Source organism: Exiguobacterium sp. NPDC077395 (assembly GCF_050269125.1).
GTDB classification, from domain to species: Bacteria; Bacillota; Bacilli; order Exiguobacteriales; family Exiguobacteriaceae; genus Exiguobacterium; species Exiguobacterium aestuarii_A.
Genome location: NZ_JBNNHU010000001.1, coordinates 1,334,091 through 1,353,313 on the forward strand (window position 1 = coordinate 1,334,091; position 19,223 = coordinate 1,353,313).

At 46.1% G+C, this 19,223-nt stretch carries 17 protein-coding genes; 2 read left to right on the forward strand and 15 right to left on the reverse strand.

Translation table 11 applies throughout. From position 1 onward, the window contains the following. Positions 1-38: 38 nt before the first annotated feature. The 4 genes from ACQKD4_RS06880 to ACQKD4_RS06895 all read right to left on the reverse strand — a co-directional run bounded on the left by ACQKD4_RS06880 (position 39) and on the right by ACQKD4_RS06895 (position 3,344). On the reverse strand, positions 39-1,079 hold the full coding sequence (locus tag ACQKD4_RS06880; RefSeq protein WP_427372870.1) for a lipid II:glycine glycyltransferase FemX: 1,041 nt from the start codon (positions 1,077-1,079) through the stop codon (positions 39-41). 215 nt (positions 1,080-1,294) lie between these two features. Next, entirely contained in the window at positions 1,295-2,290 is a 996-nt protein-coding gene (locus ACQKD4_RS06885) for a Gfo/Idh/MocA family oxidoreductase (RefSeq protein ID WP_427372871.1), read from the reverse strand. 56 nt (positions 2,291-2,346) lie between these two features. Then, positions 2,347-2,835, reverse strand: a complete 489-nt coding sequence (locus tag ACQKD4_RS06890) for a GNAT family N-acetyltransferase (RefSeq protein WP_074034518.1) — start codon at positions 2,833-2,835, stop codon at positions 2,347-2,349. Between the two features lie 74 nt (positions 2,836-2,909). Beyond that, positions 2,910-3,344, reverse strand: coding sequence for an OsmC family protein (locus ACQKD4_RS06895; protein ID WP_427372872.1), 435 nt, complete (start codon positions 3,342-3,344; stop codon positions 2,910-2,912). Positions 3,345-3,428: 84 nt separating this feature from the next. Here ACQKD4_RS06895 and cls point away from each other — a divergent pair, with 84 nt between their 5' ends. Then, the gene (cls, locus tag ACQKD4_RS06900) at positions 3,429-4,892 is read left to right on the forward strand and encodes a cardiolipin synthase (RefSeq protein WP_427372873.1); all 1,464 of its coding nucleotides are present in this window, start codon (positions 3,429-3,431) and stop codon (positions 4,890-4,892) included. Positions 4,893-4,931: 39 nt separating this feature from the next. On the opposite strand, the gene ACQKD4_RS06905 is transcribed toward cls, so the two are convergent. Then, positions 4,932-6,905, reverse strand: a complete 1,974-nt coding sequence (locus tag ACQKD4_RS06905) for a methyl-accepting chemotaxis protein (RefSeq protein ID WP_427372874.1) — start codon at positions 6,903-6,905, stop codon at positions 4,932-4,934. 240 nt (positions 6,906-7,145) lie between these two features. Here ACQKD4_RS06905 and ACQKD4_RS06910 point away from each other — a divergent pair, with 240 nt between their 5' ends. After that, positions 7,146-7,781 carry a peroxiredoxin-like family protein gene (locus tag ACQKD4_RS06910; RefSeq protein WP_427372875.1) on the forward strand — a complete coding sequence of 212 codons (636 nt, stop codon included), beginning with the start codon at positions 7,146-7,148 and terminating at the stop codon, positions 7,779-7,781. Positions 7,782-7,843: 62 nt separating this feature from the next. On the opposite strand, the gene ACQKD4_RS06915 is transcribed toward ACQKD4_RS06910, so the two are convergent. The 10 genes from ACQKD4_RS06915 to adhE form a co-directional block, all read right to left on the reverse strand. After that, positions 7,844-8,371, reverse strand: coding sequence for a GNAT family N-acetyltransferase (locus tag ACQKD4_RS06915; protein ID WP_427372876.1), 528 nt, complete (start codon positions 8,369-8,371; stop codon positions 7,844-7,846). 63 nt (positions 8,372-8,434) lie between these two features. After that, positions 8,435-9,082 (reverse strand): alpha/beta family hydrolase, encoded by a 648-nt coding sequence (locus ACQKD4_RS06920; RefSeq protein ID WP_427372877.1) that lies wholly within the window; start codon positions 9,080-9,082, stop codon positions 8,435-8,437. Positions 9,083-9,091: 9 nt separating this feature from the next. After that, a complete protein-coding gene (gene pyrH / locus ACQKD4_RS06925) occupies positions 9,092-9,829 on the reverse strand; it encodes a UMP kinase (RefSeq protein WP_427372878.1) in 738 nt (245 codons plus the stop codon). Between the two features lie 85 nt (positions 9,830-9,914). Further along, positions 9,915-10,535 carry a hypothetical protein gene (locus tag ACQKD4_RS06930; protein ID WP_427372879.1) on the reverse strand — a complete coding sequence of 207 codons (621 nt, stop codon included), beginning with the start codon at positions 10,533-10,535 and terminating at the stop codon, positions 9,915-9,917. A 314-nt stretch (positions 10,536-10,849) separates the two neighbouring features. Then, entirely contained in the window at positions 10,850-11,371 is a 522-nt protein-coding gene (locus ACQKD4_RS06935) for a GNAT family N-acetyltransferase (protein WP_214692154.1), read from the reverse strand. Positions 11,372-11,512: 141 nt separating this feature from the next. Then, positions 11,513-13,420, reverse strand: a complete 1,908-nt coding sequence (locus ACQKD4_RS06940; protein ID WP_337873777.1) for a fructose-specific PTS transporter subunit EIIC — start codon at positions 13,418-13,420, stop codon at positions 11,513-11,515. Then, entirely contained in the window at positions 13,417-14,346 is a 930-nt protein-coding gene (gene pfkB, locus ACQKD4_RS06945) for a 1-phosphofructokinase (protein WP_214875744.1), read from the reverse strand. Before pfkB ends, ACQKD4_RS06940 begins: the two co-directional genes overlap by 4 nt. Next, positions 14,343-15,086, reverse strand: coding sequence for a DeoR/GlpR family DNA-binding transcription regulator (locus ACQKD4_RS06950; protein WP_214875742.1), 744 nt, complete (start codon positions 15,084-15,086; stop codon positions 14,343-14,345). The genes pfkB and ACQKD4_RS06950 overlap by 4 nt, the downstream gene beginning before the upstream one ends. A gap of 135 nt (positions 15,087-15,221) precedes the next feature. Continuing rightward, positions 15,222-16,136 (reverse strand): alpha/beta hydrolase, encoded by a 915-nt coding sequence (locus ACQKD4_RS06955; protein ID WP_427372880.1) that lies wholly within the window; start codon positions 16,134-16,136, stop codon positions 15,222-15,224. A gap of 141 nt (positions 16,137-16,277) precedes the next feature. Continuing rightward, on the reverse strand, positions 16,278-18,869 hold the full coding sequence (gene adhE / locus ACQKD4_RS06960; protein WP_427372881.1) for a bifunctional acetaldehyde-CoA/alcohol dehydrogenase: 2,592 nt from the start codon (positions 18,867-18,869) through the stop codon (positions 16,278-16,280). Between the last annotated feature and the right edge of the window lie 354 nt (positions 18,870-19,223).

Here is a 19,223-nt window from a genome sequence, read left to right on the forward strand (position 1 = left end):
ATGCACGCTTGAACAATTCGTTCGGCGGCATCGATTTTTTATTTTGTTTTAGTAAGTGTAGTTTCAATTCTCACTGGTGTTCTATAGATAGGGAAGTAATCAGACAGTCCGTGCTGTTGTATATGAATGGTATTCAATTGTTGATAAATCTCCTCGTTAAAAATACATTGACCAATGTAGTAAGGAAGTGGTTCATCTCCAGAAAAACTCAATTTAAATTTAAAGAGTGCGTCCTGTCCCGTTGCACCTCCACCAAGATGCAAATGCGTTTTTCCTTTTTCCCTTGCTCGACGAATCATTTCACTAAATAAGAAATGATTCGGACGAAGAGGTAAGTATTCTTTCAGAGAACCTCCCAGATGATAGTTTGCTCCATCGTCTCCGTACATTACTAAAACTCCTGCAATCACAGTATTTTCAAATACAGCAAATAGAAACTCGGATTCGAATGATTCACTAGTCATCAAATTATTGAAATAAGAATCGGGATAATAATAGTCGTCAATCGCACTCCTGCGATTCATGGTCGCCTCATATAGATGCATGAACGTATGAATATCCGAGGCGTCACCACGCACGACAGTCAACTGTTCACGAATTGCTCGTTTCACATTTCGCTTCGTCATTTTATGGAATCGTTCGGTCAATTTTTCAAACGGTTCATTCAGTTGAACGTGCACCGTCTGTCGAACGGGGACCGCCTTCCCAAACGCTTTCATAATGGCATGATCCATCCTAAATGGATGATAGCGAATCGTTTCAGTTACCGTTCTATCATTCTCCTCAAGCGCAACAAAATGTTGGCGGGCAATCATTACTTCATCGTCCGTGAACTCTCCTACTCGGAACGGACCACCATACCCGTAAGCTGTCACAAGATCATCGTAATTTTGATTAATACGTCGTCGAATGTAAGGATAAACCAACATTCCTTTCGATGTGGCAGCGACAAACATTTCTTGCCTATCGTTATATTCACAGTTCGCATTGATATAATCAAAATGATCATATACATCACAAGATATCAAATCTAACCATTTCTCCCATTCCAAACGGTCTTTAATGATTTTGAATTCCATCATTTCATCCCCTTTTAAGTAAGTGATTTCCATAACCACTTTTCCCATTTGAGGATTATTACACCAATGAAAAAATTAACTTTTTGTTGTTAACAATCAATATCCGTTTAAAGTAATTCACGAAATAAATATCGTGATTTCTTTTTACGTTTTTGTTCAAAAAAAGAACGAACTCGCACTTAGGCGAATTCGTTCTTATAGAAGTCTTAAGGACATCAATCTACTGAAATCACTTGACCCGTCTCGGACGATTGTCGAGCGAGTTCGATCATTTGCGTCGTGAGTGTCGCATCCTTCAATGAAACGACAGGTTGCCGTGTCTGATCACTTTCGGCTAACTGATGATAATACATCAAATAGTCACCTTTCTCGACTTGAATCGTTTCGACCTCATCCGTCGACAAGATCCCAGTCTCTAACACGTCACTCGCCAACTTCCCATGCTTCAGTGCCTCTTCCTGAGGATCGAGCCCGAACTTCACGAAGCTACCTTTCGTTCCATGGACTTCGAATCGGGGAGTTTCGCCAGCGATGAATGGATTCGAGCGAAGATACACTCGCTTCTCTCCATAATAGAATGTCACATAGAATCCGTCGTCAGACTGTCCACCCTCGCGTTGAATCATCACATCCGCTTGAATCTTGTCAGGTTTTCCGAACAAGGCGAGCGTCTGATCGATGAGATGACTTCCTAAGTCAAACAAAATTCCTGATCCCGGACCTGCATTTTCACGCCAACGGTCGCGTACATTCGGTCGGAAACGATCAAATCGGGATTCAATCACTTTCCACTCCCCACACACATTTGAGTCGAGCAATGACCGAATCGTTAGGAAATCACCGTCATAACGACGGTTTTGATAGACGTTGACGATGCCTTCCGACTTCGCTTCAAGTTCCATCAACTCAATTCCTTCCTCAGTTGTCAGGAACGCTGGTTTTTCAACCAACACATCTTTCCCAGCTTTGAGGCAGGCAACAATCATCTCTTTATGTAAATGCGATGGTGTCGTAATGACATATAAAGAAGCATCCGTTTGAAGTGCCTCGTCTAATGTCGCATACACCGTGGCATCCGGTAATTCAGCCTTTACTTCATCCGGACGTGATGACACAACACCACTCACATTGAATGAATCAATTGCCTTTAAAAACGGCAGATGGAATGTATTCGCTGAAAAGCCGAACCCTACCAAAATGGTTTTAATCATGAAAACTCCTCCTTTTCGCTTTTATCATTGTATCAAAAAAAAGGGTCCAAAGACCCTTATGCACTCATGCTCTCATCTAATCTGTATTCGAACGTATTGTACCCGTTTCGTGAATCGACAAAGACGAAACCAAAACGTGGATAATAACTATTTAGAAATTCATTGTCAGCGACACAATCTAGACGAATTGGTTCATCCTCATCGGCTTCCTCTAGTACGTGCTCCATGAGCTGCTGCCCGACGCCACGACCTTTCAGCTTTTCGCTGACGACGATTCGATGGATATATTGTCCACGCTCACTGTCATCCCATAAGTTGTCATCCCAATCGTCCGGGGGCAACAATGCGATTGAAGCTAAAATTTGTTGGTCATCTTCAAAGACATATACACTGCCTTCTGCAATGTCAGTGCGCACACGCTCTACGAGGTCCTGTTCCAAATATTCGGTCCATTGGTCGCTTCCTTGTTCATTTAGCGCTACGGCTCGTTGTTCGATTAGGTTCGCGATGTTGTTGGCATCGCGCTTCGTCGCGAGTCGAATCATAACGTCCTCCTTTAGTTATACAGTATTTGAAATACAAATATAACGGAGAACAGATTGCCTTTCAACCATCTTGCTCACTGTTGAAGTTCGAACGGTGTGACCTCGCCATCGTTTAATTGATAGCTGTAGGATAAAGTGGCGTTGAGACTATGTGAAACAGAACAATAGCGTTCAACAGATAGTTCAATCGCACGTCGCACTCGCTCTTCTGACATTTCGCCTTTCAGAATATACAAGATGTGAATAGCTGTAAAGCGTTTCGGATGATCGATTGCCCGAACCCCATCAATCTTCATTTCGAACGATTCTAACGGTTGACGCATCTTATGCAGAATGGAGACGATATCGATCCCCGTGCAAGACGCGGTGGCGTGAAGTAACATCTCCGTCGGACGAGGTCCCGTGTCGAGACCGCCCACGTCCTCGGACGCATCAAGTGTCACCGTGTGCCCCGATGGCGTATGCGTCTCAAACGCCATGCCTTGCTTCCATACGACTTCCATGTTCATTGTCTTCTCCCCCTATTTCATTTGATAGCAACCTATTCCCGCATTTGTTGTATGATTAAGCTACAAATCGATTTTAAGGGGTGTATGTCGTTGGATTGGTCCGTTATTTTCAGTTGGGGGCTATATATCGTCCTCGGGTTAAACTTATTGTTCGCACTCGCCGTCATTTTTGCCGAAAGACGTGACGTCGGCGCGACTTGGGCCTGGTTGCTCGTCCTATTTTTCTTGCCGGTGCTCGGTTTTATCATTTACCTGTTCCTCGGGCGACAACTAAAAAAGGATAACTTTTATAATTTGAGTGTGGAAGAACGCTCTTTTCATGCGCTACAAGTGGAAGCACAGCTCGAACAGATTCACACACGTCAGACGCAACTTGCGCAACCACTGTTCGAAAAGTATGACCAACTGCTTCAAATGAACTTGCGCTCTTCAAAATCATTGATCAGTGTACATAACCGTTCCCTCATCTTACATGACGGCGAACAAAAGTTTAAGGCGTTGATGGATGACATCCGCTCCGCTGAAACCGAAATCAATATTCAGTACTATATCATCCAGCGTGATGCTCTCGGACAAGCACTCTTAAAGGAATTGATTGAACGAGCGAAAGCGGGTGTCAAAGTACGGCTTCTTTACGACGCGGTCGGTTCTCGTAGTCTTCGGAACTCAGACTTCAAAGAATTAATTGCGAACGATGGAGAAGTACGTGTTTTCTTCCCACCGACACTCGGGATGATCAATTTCAAGTTGAACAACCGCAATCACCGAAAAGTCGTCATCATCGATGGGAAGATTGGTTATGTCGGTGGCTTTAATGTCGGGACCGAATACCTCGGACTCGTTGAGAAGTTCGGATATTGGCGCGATACCCATTTACGCGTCGAAGGAGACGTCGTCTACAATCTCCAACACCGCTTCATCCTGGACTGGAATTACTCAGGTCACCGCAAGCATGACCCGGAGAATACGTTCTGCTTCGCGAGACATGAGATTAAAGACAATTCGCCAATGCAAATCGTCACGAGCGGTCCAAACTCGGATACCGAACATTTAAAAAATATGATGATTAAAATGATCATGTCAGCGAAACGACGGGTCGTCATCCAAACCCCTTATTTCATACCCGACACGAGTTTTATGGATGCATGTAAAATGGCACTCAACTCCGGCGTTCAGATGGACATCATGATCCCAGGAAAACCGGACCACCCGTTCGTCATGTGGGCATCTCTCTCCTTCCTTGGAGAGTTGCTTGATTATGGGGCAAACGTCTATCTGTATGATGAAGGCTTCCTCCACGCGAAGACGCTTGTCGTCGATGAGGAGATTGCGACGGTCGGAACGACGAATTTGGATGCCCGAAGCTTCCGTCTCAACTTTGAAGTGAACGCAGTCATTTACGACGAACGCGTCGCTCTCGAACTCGTTTCCCTGTTTGAGACAGACACGGCGGTAAGTCGAACGTATACGATGGAAGACTATGAAAAGCGGAAATGGACAGTACGTGCTCGGGAGGGTGTCTCACGACTCCTCAGCCCGATTTTATAACGAAAGAAGCAGAGCTCGGCGCTCTGCTTCTTTTTCATTTTATAGTTTGAATCGTGAGACGAGGTCTTGTAGTTCTTCTGCCATCGTCGCGAGTGCCTTCGCCGATTGTGACACTTCTTCAATCGATTTCAACTGGTCGTCTGTCGTCGCTGCGACTTGTTTGGAGACACTTGAGTTCTCGTCGGCGATGTCAGCAATTTGGGATGCGGTCGCCGCTACTTCTTGGACGTTTGCCGCAATCTCTTCTACAGTTGCGGTCACATCTTCGATTCGCGGTGTCATCGCGACCGTTCGCTCTTTGATTTTCTCAAATCGGTCTGCTGTCATTTCTGAAGAAATGAGACCGGCTTTCGTATGAGTGGATACTTCTTGCATCAAGTAAACGGATTGCTCCGTCTCCTGTTTGATGCGGTCAATCAATGCCGCAATTTGTTTCGTCGACTGTTGGGACTGTTCCGCAAGCTTTCGGACCTCACTCGCCACGACGGCGAACCCTTTCCCGTTCTCACCGGCACGTGCCGCTTCAATCGCTGCGTTCAAAGCGAGCAGGTTCGTCTGTTCTGCAATCCCGTTGATGACCGAGACGATTTCCCCGATCTCACTTGAACGATGTGCCAACGATTGGATGACACCTTCAAACGTGACGACCGATGCATCGATTGCCTGCATCTGTTTAACGTTCTCTCGCACGGTCGTCGACCCATCTTCTGCTTCGTTTGACGTCTCACGTGATAGTTCAGACACGTCCATCGAGCTCTCTGAGATGCGCATGATTCCGGACGTGATGGCCTGAAGTGACGTCGCGTTGTCATCGAGCTGACGTTTTGAACCATCGGCACTGACCGCCATCTGGTCGACCGCACGAGCAATCTGTTCTGACGAAGCGGAATTATGTGCGGAGTTCGCCATCAATTCCTGCGAAGATGCTGCGACTTGACTAATTGAATCGTCTAGACGAAGTAATACCATTCGCAGTGAGGCACTCATCTCATTGAAACTCTCTGAAACACGACCGATCTCATCGTTCGATAAGACACTGATCGGTTCAGTCAAATCGCCGGATTTGATCCGTTCTGCCCCCTCGGTTAATAAGCGTAGAGGGCGCAAAATCGACCGAAGAACGAAATATAGAAGAATAGCCGCCACACCGAACATACCGATAATGACGAACACGGTCGTCCAAAGGATGCCGACAGTCTCGTCTTGAATTTCGCCATCGTATAGGGTTCCTGTGATTTTCCACCCTGTGAGCGGGTTCGTCACGAACGCTTTTTCGACACCCTCTCCATTCTCTTCAGCGGACAGGATTCCTTCATCTGTTGCAAAAACAGATCCCATCGATGACTCTTCTGATTTCTCTCCGACAGCAATCGATGGATGAATGACGACTTGTTTGGCCTCATCGAAGATGGCCACATATCCTTCTTCACCGATTTGAATATTCTTTGCGACTTCTGCAATATCATTCACGTCCACATCAACCGCCACGACCCCGCGACCATCCGTCGTCTTTTTAGAGACCGTGATCATCATTTTTTGAGAAGCGGCGTCTACGTATGGATTTGTGATGGCGACGTCTTGACCACTCGTTTCTGCCGCCTCATACCAAGGACGGGTCCGTGGATCGTACCCTTCCGGCAATTCTTGCTCAGGATAGATTGTCATCGTACCTTCCGCTGAGGCAAAATAAATATTTGTCACTTTAGGGTGTGTGTCTAAGTATTCCATGAACTTTTCTGCTAACGCTTGATTGTCTTCACCTTCTTCATAGATGGATGCATCAATCCGATTGGAGAAGAATGAAATGTCCGTCTGAATCGGAGCAATCAAATTCGTCACTTCATTATTCATCCGGTCTACCCCCGAATTGGCAGACTGGATCATTTGTGACTCGATTTTTTGTTTCGCCTGCGTATAAGCGACGACCCCGATCAATGTTGCTGGAATGAGTAGTAATAGAACTGATAAGACAATTAATTTCTGTTTGATGCTGATGGTACGTTTCTGTCTCATAAAACATCTCCTTACCCCGAATAGATTGTTCAAGAAGCATCGGTATGGGGTACCGATTCCTCCTTGGGTTACTTTCAATATCGGTTAGGAAAAATAGATGTTAATCATTGATTGAATTATTCGAAAATTATTTTTCGGAAGCTGAAATGGAGTTTCACTTTATTCAGAACATAACGACAAATCATTATATTCGAAATCTGAAGTGTATTAAGTTAACATATCGGAAAAGGGGGTAAAAACATGAACACATTATTGGAAGAAATCAAAGCGTATAAAGATCAATTCAAGCAAAAAGCGCCAGCCGAAAAACAACGTTTGATGGCGCAGGCGACACAAGAATTGAAAGAATCAGGGGTAGCTACCGGTTTAGCAGTCGGGGATCAAGCTCCGCTGTTTGAATTGCCTCATGCGGATGGGACAGAAGTCGGTTTGAAAACACTTCTTGAAAAAGGACCTGTCATCGTCACGTTTTATCGCGGTGGATGGTGCCCATACTGTAACCTCGAACTCCGAGCGTATCAGCGAGAATTGGCACAAATTGAGGAAAAGGGTGCGACGCTCGTGGCAATCAGCCCGGAGACTCCGGATTACTCACTATCTACGAAAGAGAAGAATGAGCTCGATTTTTACGTGTTGAGCGACGTGGATAATCAAGTCGCACGCCAATTTGACCTTGTCTTTGATATGCCGGATTATTTGATTGAGATTTATGAGGCGTCTGGTCTTCACGTCGATGCACATAACGGCAATGAGGACTGGCAACTTCCGAAGCCAGCGACGTTCATCATCCAACCGAATGGTGCGATTTCATTCAGTGATGTGCCCGCTGACTATACAGAACGAGTCGACCCGAAAACGGTCGTTGAGAAACTATAAACGAAAAAGGAGGTGACGTGTGTCATCTCCTTTTCTTTGTCTTATTTTTACTGATCGTCTGATCACTTCTTGAGTTCCTCATGTAGTATTCCATACACCATGCTATCGGTCCATTCATTCTTATTCCAATAGTCCTTCAAGAAATGAGCTTCTTTTCTCATTCCAATTCGCTCGCATAATTTTTGGGAAGCGACATTCCTTGTATCAAGATTGGCTTGTATTCGATGTAGGTTGAACTCATGGAACAATTTTTCAAGTAATCCCTTAACTGCTTCAGTCGCATACCCTTTTCCTGAATGTGAATCAGGAAAACAATACCCGATCTCTACCGTTTCTTTCATACCCGCATACCAGACCGTGAGATCTCCAATCACTTCATCTTGATGTATGACCGCTAAATTTAACGTACCTGTCTCGGTAAGAGTAGAATTCGTCATTTTTTTAGCAAACGCTTCATTCATATTCTCGGAAGTCCAAGGGTCATGTAAAAGATATCTACATACTTCTGGTTTTCTATACATTTCGAATGTAGCATGCAAATCTTTCTCCGTAAATGGTCTTATTTCTAGACGTTCAGTGGTAAATTTCACGTTAACTCCTCCTTGCTGAACGTAGTGAGTGTCCTCATGGATTCTCTTCACCACCTTACAACTTTATGGTGCAATGATAAATTGCTCCACTCGCTTGAGAAGTGTTTCAAGTAACCGTAGTGACCGGTATGTCTCTCCTGTGTACTCGAGGCTATGATTCATCTCCTTGACAATCTCGAGTTCGGTCAAGGCCAGATGTTCAAGACGCTTCATTCTCTCATCTACATAATGTTGGTCCGCCGTTCCCATTAGCACGAGCTGTTTACCTTTATGAGACAGGATTGCTTCGTATACGTCGTCTTGTTTCAACAACGGTGTCAACCAAACCAGCTTGGCATCATGAAACACGTTTCGGGTACGCTCACTTGCCATCGCCATCGTACCTAGCGATTTTCCGATGATTATGTATTCATTAATAGAATGGGATTGTATCACTTGGTCGATGACGAGACGAACATCGTCAACAATCGCCACTGATACATCGACTGAATCATACCGCTCATCCCGATAATTGTAGTTGAGTTCAAGAACGTTCAATCCATTCTCTAAACATAACGCTGTCGTATAGCGAAACATCGGGGAATCATTCGTATATCCGTATCCGGGCAACAACATCACGAGCGTGTTGGATGACGAATCAGGCTGCAGGAACGAATACGAGACAGATATTCCGTTTGTCCCGACGACTTGACCATCTGTTACTTCATGCATATCGTCCCCTCAATTCTGCAAAAGTTGCGTGTCATGGTGATGAATCATCGTTCCAATGGTCTCTCCTTGGAGAATCCGATGAATGGCGTTCCGTTCCTTGAAGTCGAACAAGTGAATCGGCAAACCGTGGTCTCTTGCGAGGAGTAATGCCGATTGATCCATCACTTTTAAATCATGAGCAATGACGTCGTTATAGTGTAGGGTTTCATATTGACGCGCCTCGGAGTCCAACCGAGGGTCTCGGTCAAATACGCCGGAGACACCGTTCTTGGCCACAAACAAAGCGTCGCATCCCACTTCGATGGCACGCTGAACAGCCGGGTAATCTGAAGAGACGAACGGTTGACCGTTACCGCCTGCGAAAATGACGATATACCCTTTTTTCAAATGATTGATGGCCCGAAGTTGAATGTATGGCTCGGCTACACTTGGCATTGGAATCGACGTCATGACGCGTACTTCTCGATTGGCATCACGTTTCAAGATGCCACGCAGCATCAATGAGTTCATGACTGTCCCGAGCGTCCCGATGCTGTCAGCTTCCACTCGATTGATCCCCCATGCTTCTGCTTGATTCCCTCGGAAGAGATTTCCCCCGCCGACCATGACACACACTTCAACCCCGCTATTTGCGAGTGATAATATTTCTTCTGCAATCAGGCTGAGGCTCATTTCGTCAAAATTATCCGTTCCATCACCAGCTAGAGCGGCTCCACTTAACTTGATACAGATTTTTCGGTGTTCCATCTTTCCCCAACCCTTCATTTGGAATTTTATGTTCAATTCAGTATAGAAGAGTTTATATAATGGAACAACACTATTTTTAATTGATTCATAAGGACATTTCTTTATATTCCTTGTAAAACTCATCGAACATATAAAGTCCACCGATTTCTTCATCAATGAACGAATATAGAGAAATTTCATAGTCTGGGAGTGATGCTTCATTGAAACACTCTTTTACTCTTAGCAAACCTTCTCTTACATACTGCTTTCCTTTTTCAATACTCTCGTTTGAGATATAGTACCGTCCAAGACAAAGATAGTAACGAGGAAATTCTGGGTACTCCGCTATCGCCTTTAATAGATACGATTCATACTGTTCTGGATATTCGAATTCATGTAGATTGGCCATTGAATAGTAGAGGATCCCTTTTGACTTAGCATCCATTTTATTCAGCATCGACTCGATCTCCTCAATCTTTGTTTCGTCATATACTGGATAGACGAAAGTTGATTCAAGATATACGCCGAGGGCGAAGAAAATCGAATGCTCCGGAAACTTATCAAATGCTTCGAATAAGTGTTTGGAGGCACTTTCATAGTCTTCTTCCGGCGTATCCATTTCAGCACTAATGAGAGTCGTCCAGGCGATGAATTCGTCTGGGTACTCTCGGACTAATTCTCTGGCAGCACGGATTGCAAGGAACAGCTTCTTTGGTGATTGTGCCATAGTTTGTATCTTTTGGATTTCTTGATCAAAATTTATCATTTTCTCTACCCCTAAAAAAACCAAATTTTCACTACTTCCCCCTAATTTAACTAGGTGATTTGAATACCATTTTGTCACCACACATGAAGTAGCAATATGAATTCCCCAATTATAACTAGATGCATATTACTATGATTTATTGAACATAGAAAATGAAACGGTGAATATATTTCATATATATTTATGATTGTAGCAAAAAAGTAGACTTCATCGTCCAAGAAAAAAGCTCCAATCGGCACAAAAAAAGACCGTAGAACATTCTACAGTCACTAAGCTTAGGCACCCATAATCGAATCATGACGGGTCGTTTCCCAACCATACGCCACTTCACGGAGTAACAATTCACCAAATTCCCGATCCTTTTGGTCGATGACCTGCCCTTGTTTCCGCTCATAAAATGTGCGGAATGGGTTCATCTCAAGCGCCCAAATCAAAAGTCCCGCCTCGCACATCGATTGGACGGCATGTTCAAGGAGAGCGGACCCGATTCCGTTCCCTTGATGATTTTCCAAAATATAAATGGCATACACTTCGTTCGTATGGTCTGGATACTCACCCGTACGCTCTTCTCCGTAGAGGACGAAGCCCACAATCTCATCATCCACGATCGCCACAAAGCCGGCGACTTCCTGCCGACGAAGCGCTGTCCGCAACCGTTCTGCCCATTCGATAGAACCGGACGAAACTTTCAATAAATACTCAGTCGGTACGATCCCCCGATAGGTCGTACGCCATCCGTTCACACGCACTCTCGCAATCCCATACACATCATCTGGTTTGGCGACTCGAATGTCCAATGTGACCCCCTCCTAACCCGAAGCTTTACAAATAGTTTACCACAAATCCCCAACTTGCAATCCGAGATTATGTGAATTTTCATTGTTCTTCTACCACAAAAAAAGAGCCGCCACCTCTACTGAGGCAACGACTCTCTCGGTTTATGCGACTTCTTTTGATTGCACTGGTGCAGATGTCGTCAACGGCTTTTTCAAGAATGAAAGGAGCAATGCACCGACGAGGGCACCTGTCAAGATGGCAACGGCATAGAGTCCCATACTCATCGCGACATTTCCAGCACCTTCAAGAAGTGGGAAGACGAAGATTCCACCATGCGGGGCCGGTAATTGAATCGCGAAGAATGCTGACAATCCACCTGCGATTGCAGAACCGAGGATGGCAGATGGTAGGACGCGAATTGGGTCAGCAGCAGCGAACGGAATGGCCGCTTCGGTGATGAATGAAGCTCCCATGATGTAAGCAGTCTTACCAGCTTCACGCTCTTGTTTCGAGAATTTCTGACGAGCAAATACGGTTGATGCAAGTGCGACAAGGATTGGTGGTACCATTCCACCCGCCATGACGGCTGCCATGACTTCTTGGTTTCCTGCTGTGAGGGCTGCCGTACCGAACACGTATGCTGTCTTGTTGATCGGACCACCCATATCGACTGCCATCATACCACCGACGATGACACCGAGAAGGATCGCATTCGCGCCACTCATGCTGTTCAATGTATCCATCAACCATGTCATAAGTGCTGCAATCGGTTCATTGACGACAAGCAACATGATCATACCTGAGATAAACGATCCGAGTAACGGATACAAAAGAACTGGCTTAATTCCTTCAAGTGAAGCAGGCAATTTCGCGAGTGCCTTTTTCAAGAAGAGGACAACGTAACCTGCCAAGAAACCGGCAATAAGGCCACCGAGGAATCCGGCGTTCCCTTGGCTTGCGAGTACCCCTGCGACGAGACCTGGTGCGAGACCTGGACGATCGGCAATCGACATCGCAATGAAACCTGCAAGAATCGGAACGAGGAAGCCGAATGCTGCTCCACCGATTGTCATCAACTGTGCTGCGAATTCATTGTAAGATGGATCATCCGGGTTAGCAGAGTTGATGCCCCAGAAGAAACTGATTGCGATCAAGAGACCACCTGCGACAACGAGTGGGAGCATCGCAGATACACCGCTCATCAAGTGCTTATAGACACCTGTGCGTTGTTCTTTCGGTGCACCAGACGTTTTGGAAGCTTCATATACCGGCGCATCTTGATTGACGGCACGATTGATGAGTTCTTCCGGTTTCCGGATCCCTTGTGCGACCGGTACTTCGATGACGCGTTTTCCAGCGAAGCGATCCATTTCCACGGCTTTGTCCGCTGCGACGATGATAGCTGTCGCACGATCGATGTCTGCTCGTGTAAGCTCGTTCTTCACTCCAGTAGAACCGTTCGTTTCGACTTTAATATCGACGCCCATCGCTTCCGCTTTTTGTTTCAAGCTGTCCGCTGCCATATACGTATGGGCGATTCCTGTCGGGCAAGCCGTGACCGCTAAGATGAACGGAGCATCTTCGTTCGTCGGTTTGACGACTTCCGGCTTCTCTTCTGCCGCTTCCTTCTCCTCGATGGCACGGATGACATCGCTTTCAGAAGTCGCTGCATAGAGGCGCTCTTGGAATGCTGGGTCCATCAAGTAGACCGATAATTTAGAGAGCGTTTCAAGGTGTTCGTTATTCGCGTTCTCCCCTGCCGCAATCATGAAGAAAAGGCGGCTTGGTTGACCGTCCAACGCTTCGTAATCGACTCCTTCTGAGCGTCCGAAGGCGATTGCTGGTGTTTGGACAGCACTCGTTTTCGCGTGAGGGATGGCAATCCCTTCTCCGAGTCCAGTCGTGCTCTCGCTTTCACGTTTTAAGATGGCGTCACGATATCCGTCGCGGTCAGATAGTTTGCCGGCACGGTCGAGGACATCGACGAGTTCTTCGATGACCTCACGCTTAGAGCTAGCACGAAGATTCAATTGAATCGTATCGCGTTGAAGCAAGTCCGTGATTTTCATGTTGTTTCCTCCATTCGTTTGAGTGGTGTGAGTTGTACTTGATCAATCAATCGATCAATATCTTCTTTTGAACAAAGACCAAACGTATATGCGGACGCACTACCTGTTGTGACAGCGTAGCGGAACGCCTCCTGTTCGCCTTTTTCTTTGACGTTTGCGACAAATCCGGCAACGAGTGAATCTCCGGCACCGACTGAGTTGACGAGTTTACCGACCGGTGTGTTCGCCGTGACCGCGCCGTCCTTGTTGACGAGTAGTGCTCCATCCCCTGCAAATGAAATGATGACGTTTTTCGCGCCACGTTCGACGAGTTGCTCCGCATAAGGAAGGGCGTCCTCGAACGTCTCGATCTCTGTATCGAACAGTTCGCCTAACTCGTGATGGTTCGGTTTAATCATCAACGGTTCGAGAGAAAGGACTTCAAGCATGGCGTCTTTCGTCGTATCGACGACGAAGTCGGCACCTTTTTCGCGAATCGATTCAGCGATTGTCCGATACAATGAGTCCGGTAAATTACTTGGGATACTTCCCGCAAGAACGACGATGTCACCTTCATCGACTTGGTCGAACTTGGCTTTCAATTGTTCGAGTTCACCATCCGTGATGTTCGGTCCGCTCGCGTTCAATTCGGTCTCTTCTTTTGCACGAATCTTGACGTTGATTCGAGTATTTCCGTTTACTTCAACAAAATCCGTGTGCACGCCATGGTCGACGAGCGACTTTTTGATGAAATCACCTGTCGTTCCACCGATAAAGCCAAGCGCTTTCGTTTCTTTTTCATATTCTCGAAGCACGATCGAAACGTTGATCCCTTTTCCACCTGCTCGTTCGGTCGTTTCTTCGATTCGGTTCACTTCTCCTAAATTTACTTCTGGTAATGTCACGTAGTAATCAATAGAAGGGTTGAGTGTTAACGTGTAAATCATTTCGCATTCACCACCTTTGTTATTGTTTGGATGGAACTCATTGATGCATCGCTTGATGTGATCAATTGCGCAGCGTCTAACGTGGCGACTCGGCTGAACGTTCGTTTCCCGATTTTCGATGCGTCCGCGAGCACGTATGACGTCTGTGCCAATTCAATTGCCGTCTTTTTGACAAGCGCTTCTTCTGGGTCCGGTGTCGTGTAGCCTGCGTCAAGGTCGATTCCGTTCATTCCGAGGAAAGCGAGGTCAACTCGATAATTCATCATGCTCTCGCGGGCATTGTATCCAACGAGCGCTTGAGTCGACCGTTTCAATTCTCCGCCGATCACAAACGTCTTAATATCAAGATCAAATAATTCATTCGCTATCGGTAGACTGTTTGTGACGACTACAATTTTCTTTCCTTCTAAAAACGGTACCATCGCCTGAGTCGTTGTCCCGGCATCTAAATAGATCGACATCCCATCTTCAATGAATGTTGCGGCCTTCCGTGCAATCGCAACTTTTTCATCGACGAAACGATCTCGTTTCTCTTCAAATGTCGGTTCTTCGTCAGGAGTCGCGATGAGTGTCGCTCCCCCGTGCACCCTTGCCAGATATCCTTCCGCTTCGAGGTCCGTCAAATCACGACGAATCGTCGACTCGGATGAATCCGTCAAATCAACCAACTCTTTCAATTTGACGACTTTCTGCTCAGATAAGCGTTGTAATATCAACTGATGTCGTTGTTTCGTTAACATCTTGTTCCCTCCATATGTCTAATATAAAGCGTTTTCATTATAAAAACAACTAAAATCATTCAAAAACATTCAGATACATTCAATTTGTCACAATTATAACATAAAAAACGGTCATATAATGACCGTTTTTTATGTTTATGACTGTTTTCTTAACCATTCCACCACTTCTTGGACGAGTTTTGGATGAATCGGTTCATCAATCGCCTCACGGTATTCTTTATGAAGCGTCAGAAGAGAATGCGGTGAATCTCGCTTCACGAGAAGGTGATTCATGTCATCGATGATCGAGGACGTAACCTCCCCTTTCGTCTGAATCATATGGACGTGCTCCGGTGGGACTTGTACGTCACGCCCTCCTGTAATCGCAAGGACCGGAACAGTGACATGTTCTAACCGCTCCCGTACGTCATACGAGGCATGTTCGCGAATCCATTTTGCGTTCACGACTTGTCCTCTGTATTTAAAAGCGGAAACTTTCGTGCGTAAAGATCGCTCGAGCAAGTCATCCTGCCGCTGTCTCACCTTTTTCGCCACCCCTGTCACCCGGTAAAACATGCCTTTTAATCCTTTGACACGTTCGACGTCCTTTGCTAAGGCGTCTGCCTGATATAAAAACATCTGTTTCGATGACTCATGGAACCCTGACAATAAAATGAGTCCATCGGATTTCGTCTCCAATTGTACAGCTGGCGCAAGGATTGCCCCTTCACTATGACCGAGTATATAGAGATGATTCACATCTGCGAGTTGTCGAATCGTCCGCACGACTAGAATCGCATCGTTAATCAAATCATGTAACCCGACCTTATTGAAGTCACCATCCGACTTCCCGATTCCTTGTTTGTCATACCGAAAGACGTTATAGCCATGATCGTATAGCGCCTCAGCTAACTTTCCGTACGTATTAAAGCCGACGCCACCCATATTCCCGTCACGGTCACTTGGTCCGCTTCCACTCAACATGACAATGGTCGCCCGAGGCTCCTCATGCGAAAGAAAAGTTCCTGCAATTGTTCCATACGCTGTCGTAATCGTCATCTCTTGTTTCATCGTATCGCCTCCACTTCTATCATACCCGAAACGAACGACCAAAAAAATATGTCGTCGCCTGTACCGTTTCTTAACTAACCTTTTATCTACTCAAAAAAGGTGCCCGCTCTCTCGAACGGGCACCTTGATTGATTTGATTTCTTATACGCCTTCGTATGCTGCGTACATGATTTCTTTCAACTCTTCAACGAGCGGCATTTTCGGGTTTGCCGTCGTACATTGGTCTTCGAATGCGTCGACTGCCATTTTGTCAATCTTCGCATCGAGTTCTGCTTTCTTGATGCCTTGTGCTTTGAACGAGAGTTTGATGTTCAAACGTTGACCGAGCTCGATGATCGCTTGGACGAGTGACTCGACACCTTCTGCTGTCGTACTTGCCGGGAGGCCGAGGTAACGTGCGATTTCTGCGTAACGCTCGTCTGCGATGAATGACTCATATTTCGGGAACGCCGCAAGTTTTGATGGGCGTGTCGCGTTGTAACGGATGACGTGTGGCATAAGGATTGCGTTCGTACGACCGTGTGGTACGTGGAACTCTCCACCGATTTTGTGAGCGATCGAGTGGTTGATTCCAAGGAACGCGTTCGCGAACGCCATACCAGCCATCGTTGAAGCGTTGTGCACTTTCTGACGTGCTTCCGCATCGCTACCGTTTTCATACGCTTTTGGTAGGTAGTCGAAAATCATCTTGATGGCGCGGAGGCAGAGGCCGTCCGTGTAATCATTCGCCATGACTGAAACGTATGCTTCGATCGCGTGCGTCATGACGTCCATTCCTGTGTCAGCCGTAATTGATGCTGGCACGGTCATGACGAACTCAGGGTCGACGATGGCAACGTCTGGTGTGATCGCATAGTCGGCAATCGGATATTTCACGTTACGTTTTTTGTCTGTAATGACGGTGAACGGTGTCACTTCAGAACCTGTACCAGAAGTTGTCGGGATGGCGATAAACATTGATTTGTTACCGAGCGTCGGGAACTTGTACGTCCGTTTGCGAATATCCATGAATTTCTGACGAAGGTTTGAGAACTTCTCTTCTGGACGTTCGTAAAAGAGCCACATTCCTTTTGCAGCATCCATCGGTGATCCACCACCGAGTGCGATAATCATGTCTGGTTGGAAGTGACGCATCGCTTCGGCACCGTTCATGACCGTTTCGACAGATGGGTCTGGTTCGACTTGGTCAAAGATGCGGTACTCAACACCTGCAGGCAAGTTTTTGATGACTTTGTCAGCAAATCCGAGTTTGACCATCATTTCATCCGTGACGATCATCGCCCGTTTTTTCGTTGTGAGCGATTGAAGGTATTGCACCGAGTTTTTCTCGAAGTAGATTTTTTCAGGTACTTTGAACCATTGCATATTCACGCGACGTCTCGCCACCTTTTTCACGTTGAGTAGATGTTTCGCCGTCACGTTTTCTGAGACGGAGTTTTTACCGTATGACCCACAGCCGAGCGTGAGGGATGGTGTCATTTCGTTATAAAGGTCACCGATTCCACCGTGTGCTGAAGGTGAGTTGACGATGATACGGCAAGCTTTCATGCGAAGACCGAAGTCAAGGATGGCATCGTCATCTGTTGAGTGGATGACCGCTGTGTGACCGAGACCACCGATTTCGAGCATTTTTTCAGCGATCGCGAATCCTTCTTCACGTGACTGTACTTTATAAGCACCGAGAACCGGGCTCAACTTCTCATGAGAAAGAAGTTCAGTTGCGCCGACCGTTTCAAGTTCAGCAATCAAGATTTTCGTATCAGCCGGTACGTTGAGACCTGCTTTTTCAGCGATCCACGCTGCTGGCTTCCCGACGATTTCTGGGTTGACCGCACATGTGTCCGTGCGAATGACGAGTGTTTCGAGTTTCGCTTTTTCTTCAGGTGAGCAGAAGTAGCAACCGAGTGCCGTCATTTCTGCTTTCACTTCTTCATAAACTTCTTGGTCGACGATGATTGCTTGTTCAGACGCACAAATCATACCGTTGTCGAACGTTTTTGAAAGGATGACGTCCGAGATGGCACGTTTCACTTTCGCAGTCTTATCGATATAAGCCGGTACGTTACCAGGTCCGACACCGAGTGCTGGTTTACCAGTCGAATAAGCTGATTTGACCATTGCTGCCCCACCAGTCGCAAGAACCATCGCCACACCTGGGTGGTTCATGAGTGCTTTTGTTGCGTCGAGTGACGGGACTTCAACCCATTGAATCAAGTTTTCAGGAGCACCTGCTGCTATCGCTGCGTCACGAAGAACACGTGCCGCTTCACTTGAACACTGTTGAGCGGATGGATGGAACGCGAAGATGATTGGGTTACGTGTCTTGATGGCGATGATCGCTTTGAACATCGTTGTCGATGTTGGGTTTGTGACCGGTGTGACCCCAGCTACGACACCGACTGGTTCTGCGATGTATGTGATTCCGTTTTGAACGTCGTCTTCAAGAACGCCAACTGTTTTTTCTCCACGGAGTGAGTTGTAAATATATTCTGTCGCGAAGATGTTTTTGATCATCTTGTCTTCAAAGACACCGCGGCCAGTTTCTGTATGTGCTAATTTCGCAAGTGCGACGTGTTGCTCAAGACCAGCGAGCGCCATCGCTTGTACGATTTCATCGATTTTCTCTTGGTCGAACGTCATCAACGTATCGAGTGCGGCATGTGCACCCGCTACAAGCGTATCCACCATTTGTTCTGCCGTAGTTTCCACTTTTGCTTTCTCTTTGACTGCCATGTTAGGTTCCTCCTCATAATTGAGAGCTTTTAATGAACATATTGACTTGATGGAAGACACAATGTGATGACTGCTTTCAAGAGATTGTGCTTTCCTTCACATTCATAGAATACAATGTTTTTCAGAGTTTGTGGGTGACAACAATGTGAACTCTTTCACAATATTTTTTTGTCATTTGTTGATACCCCTTGATTTTTAACTGTGTCCTCAGTAAAATCGAATGCGTTTTCATGAAAACAAGTAATTCCGTTTATGTAAACGCTTACATAAATTGTGTCGGTTCTATTTCTTCTAAGATGTATCAATCATCACATCAACCCGTTTTTAGGTTCAACTGCACCTAACTCGTGTATA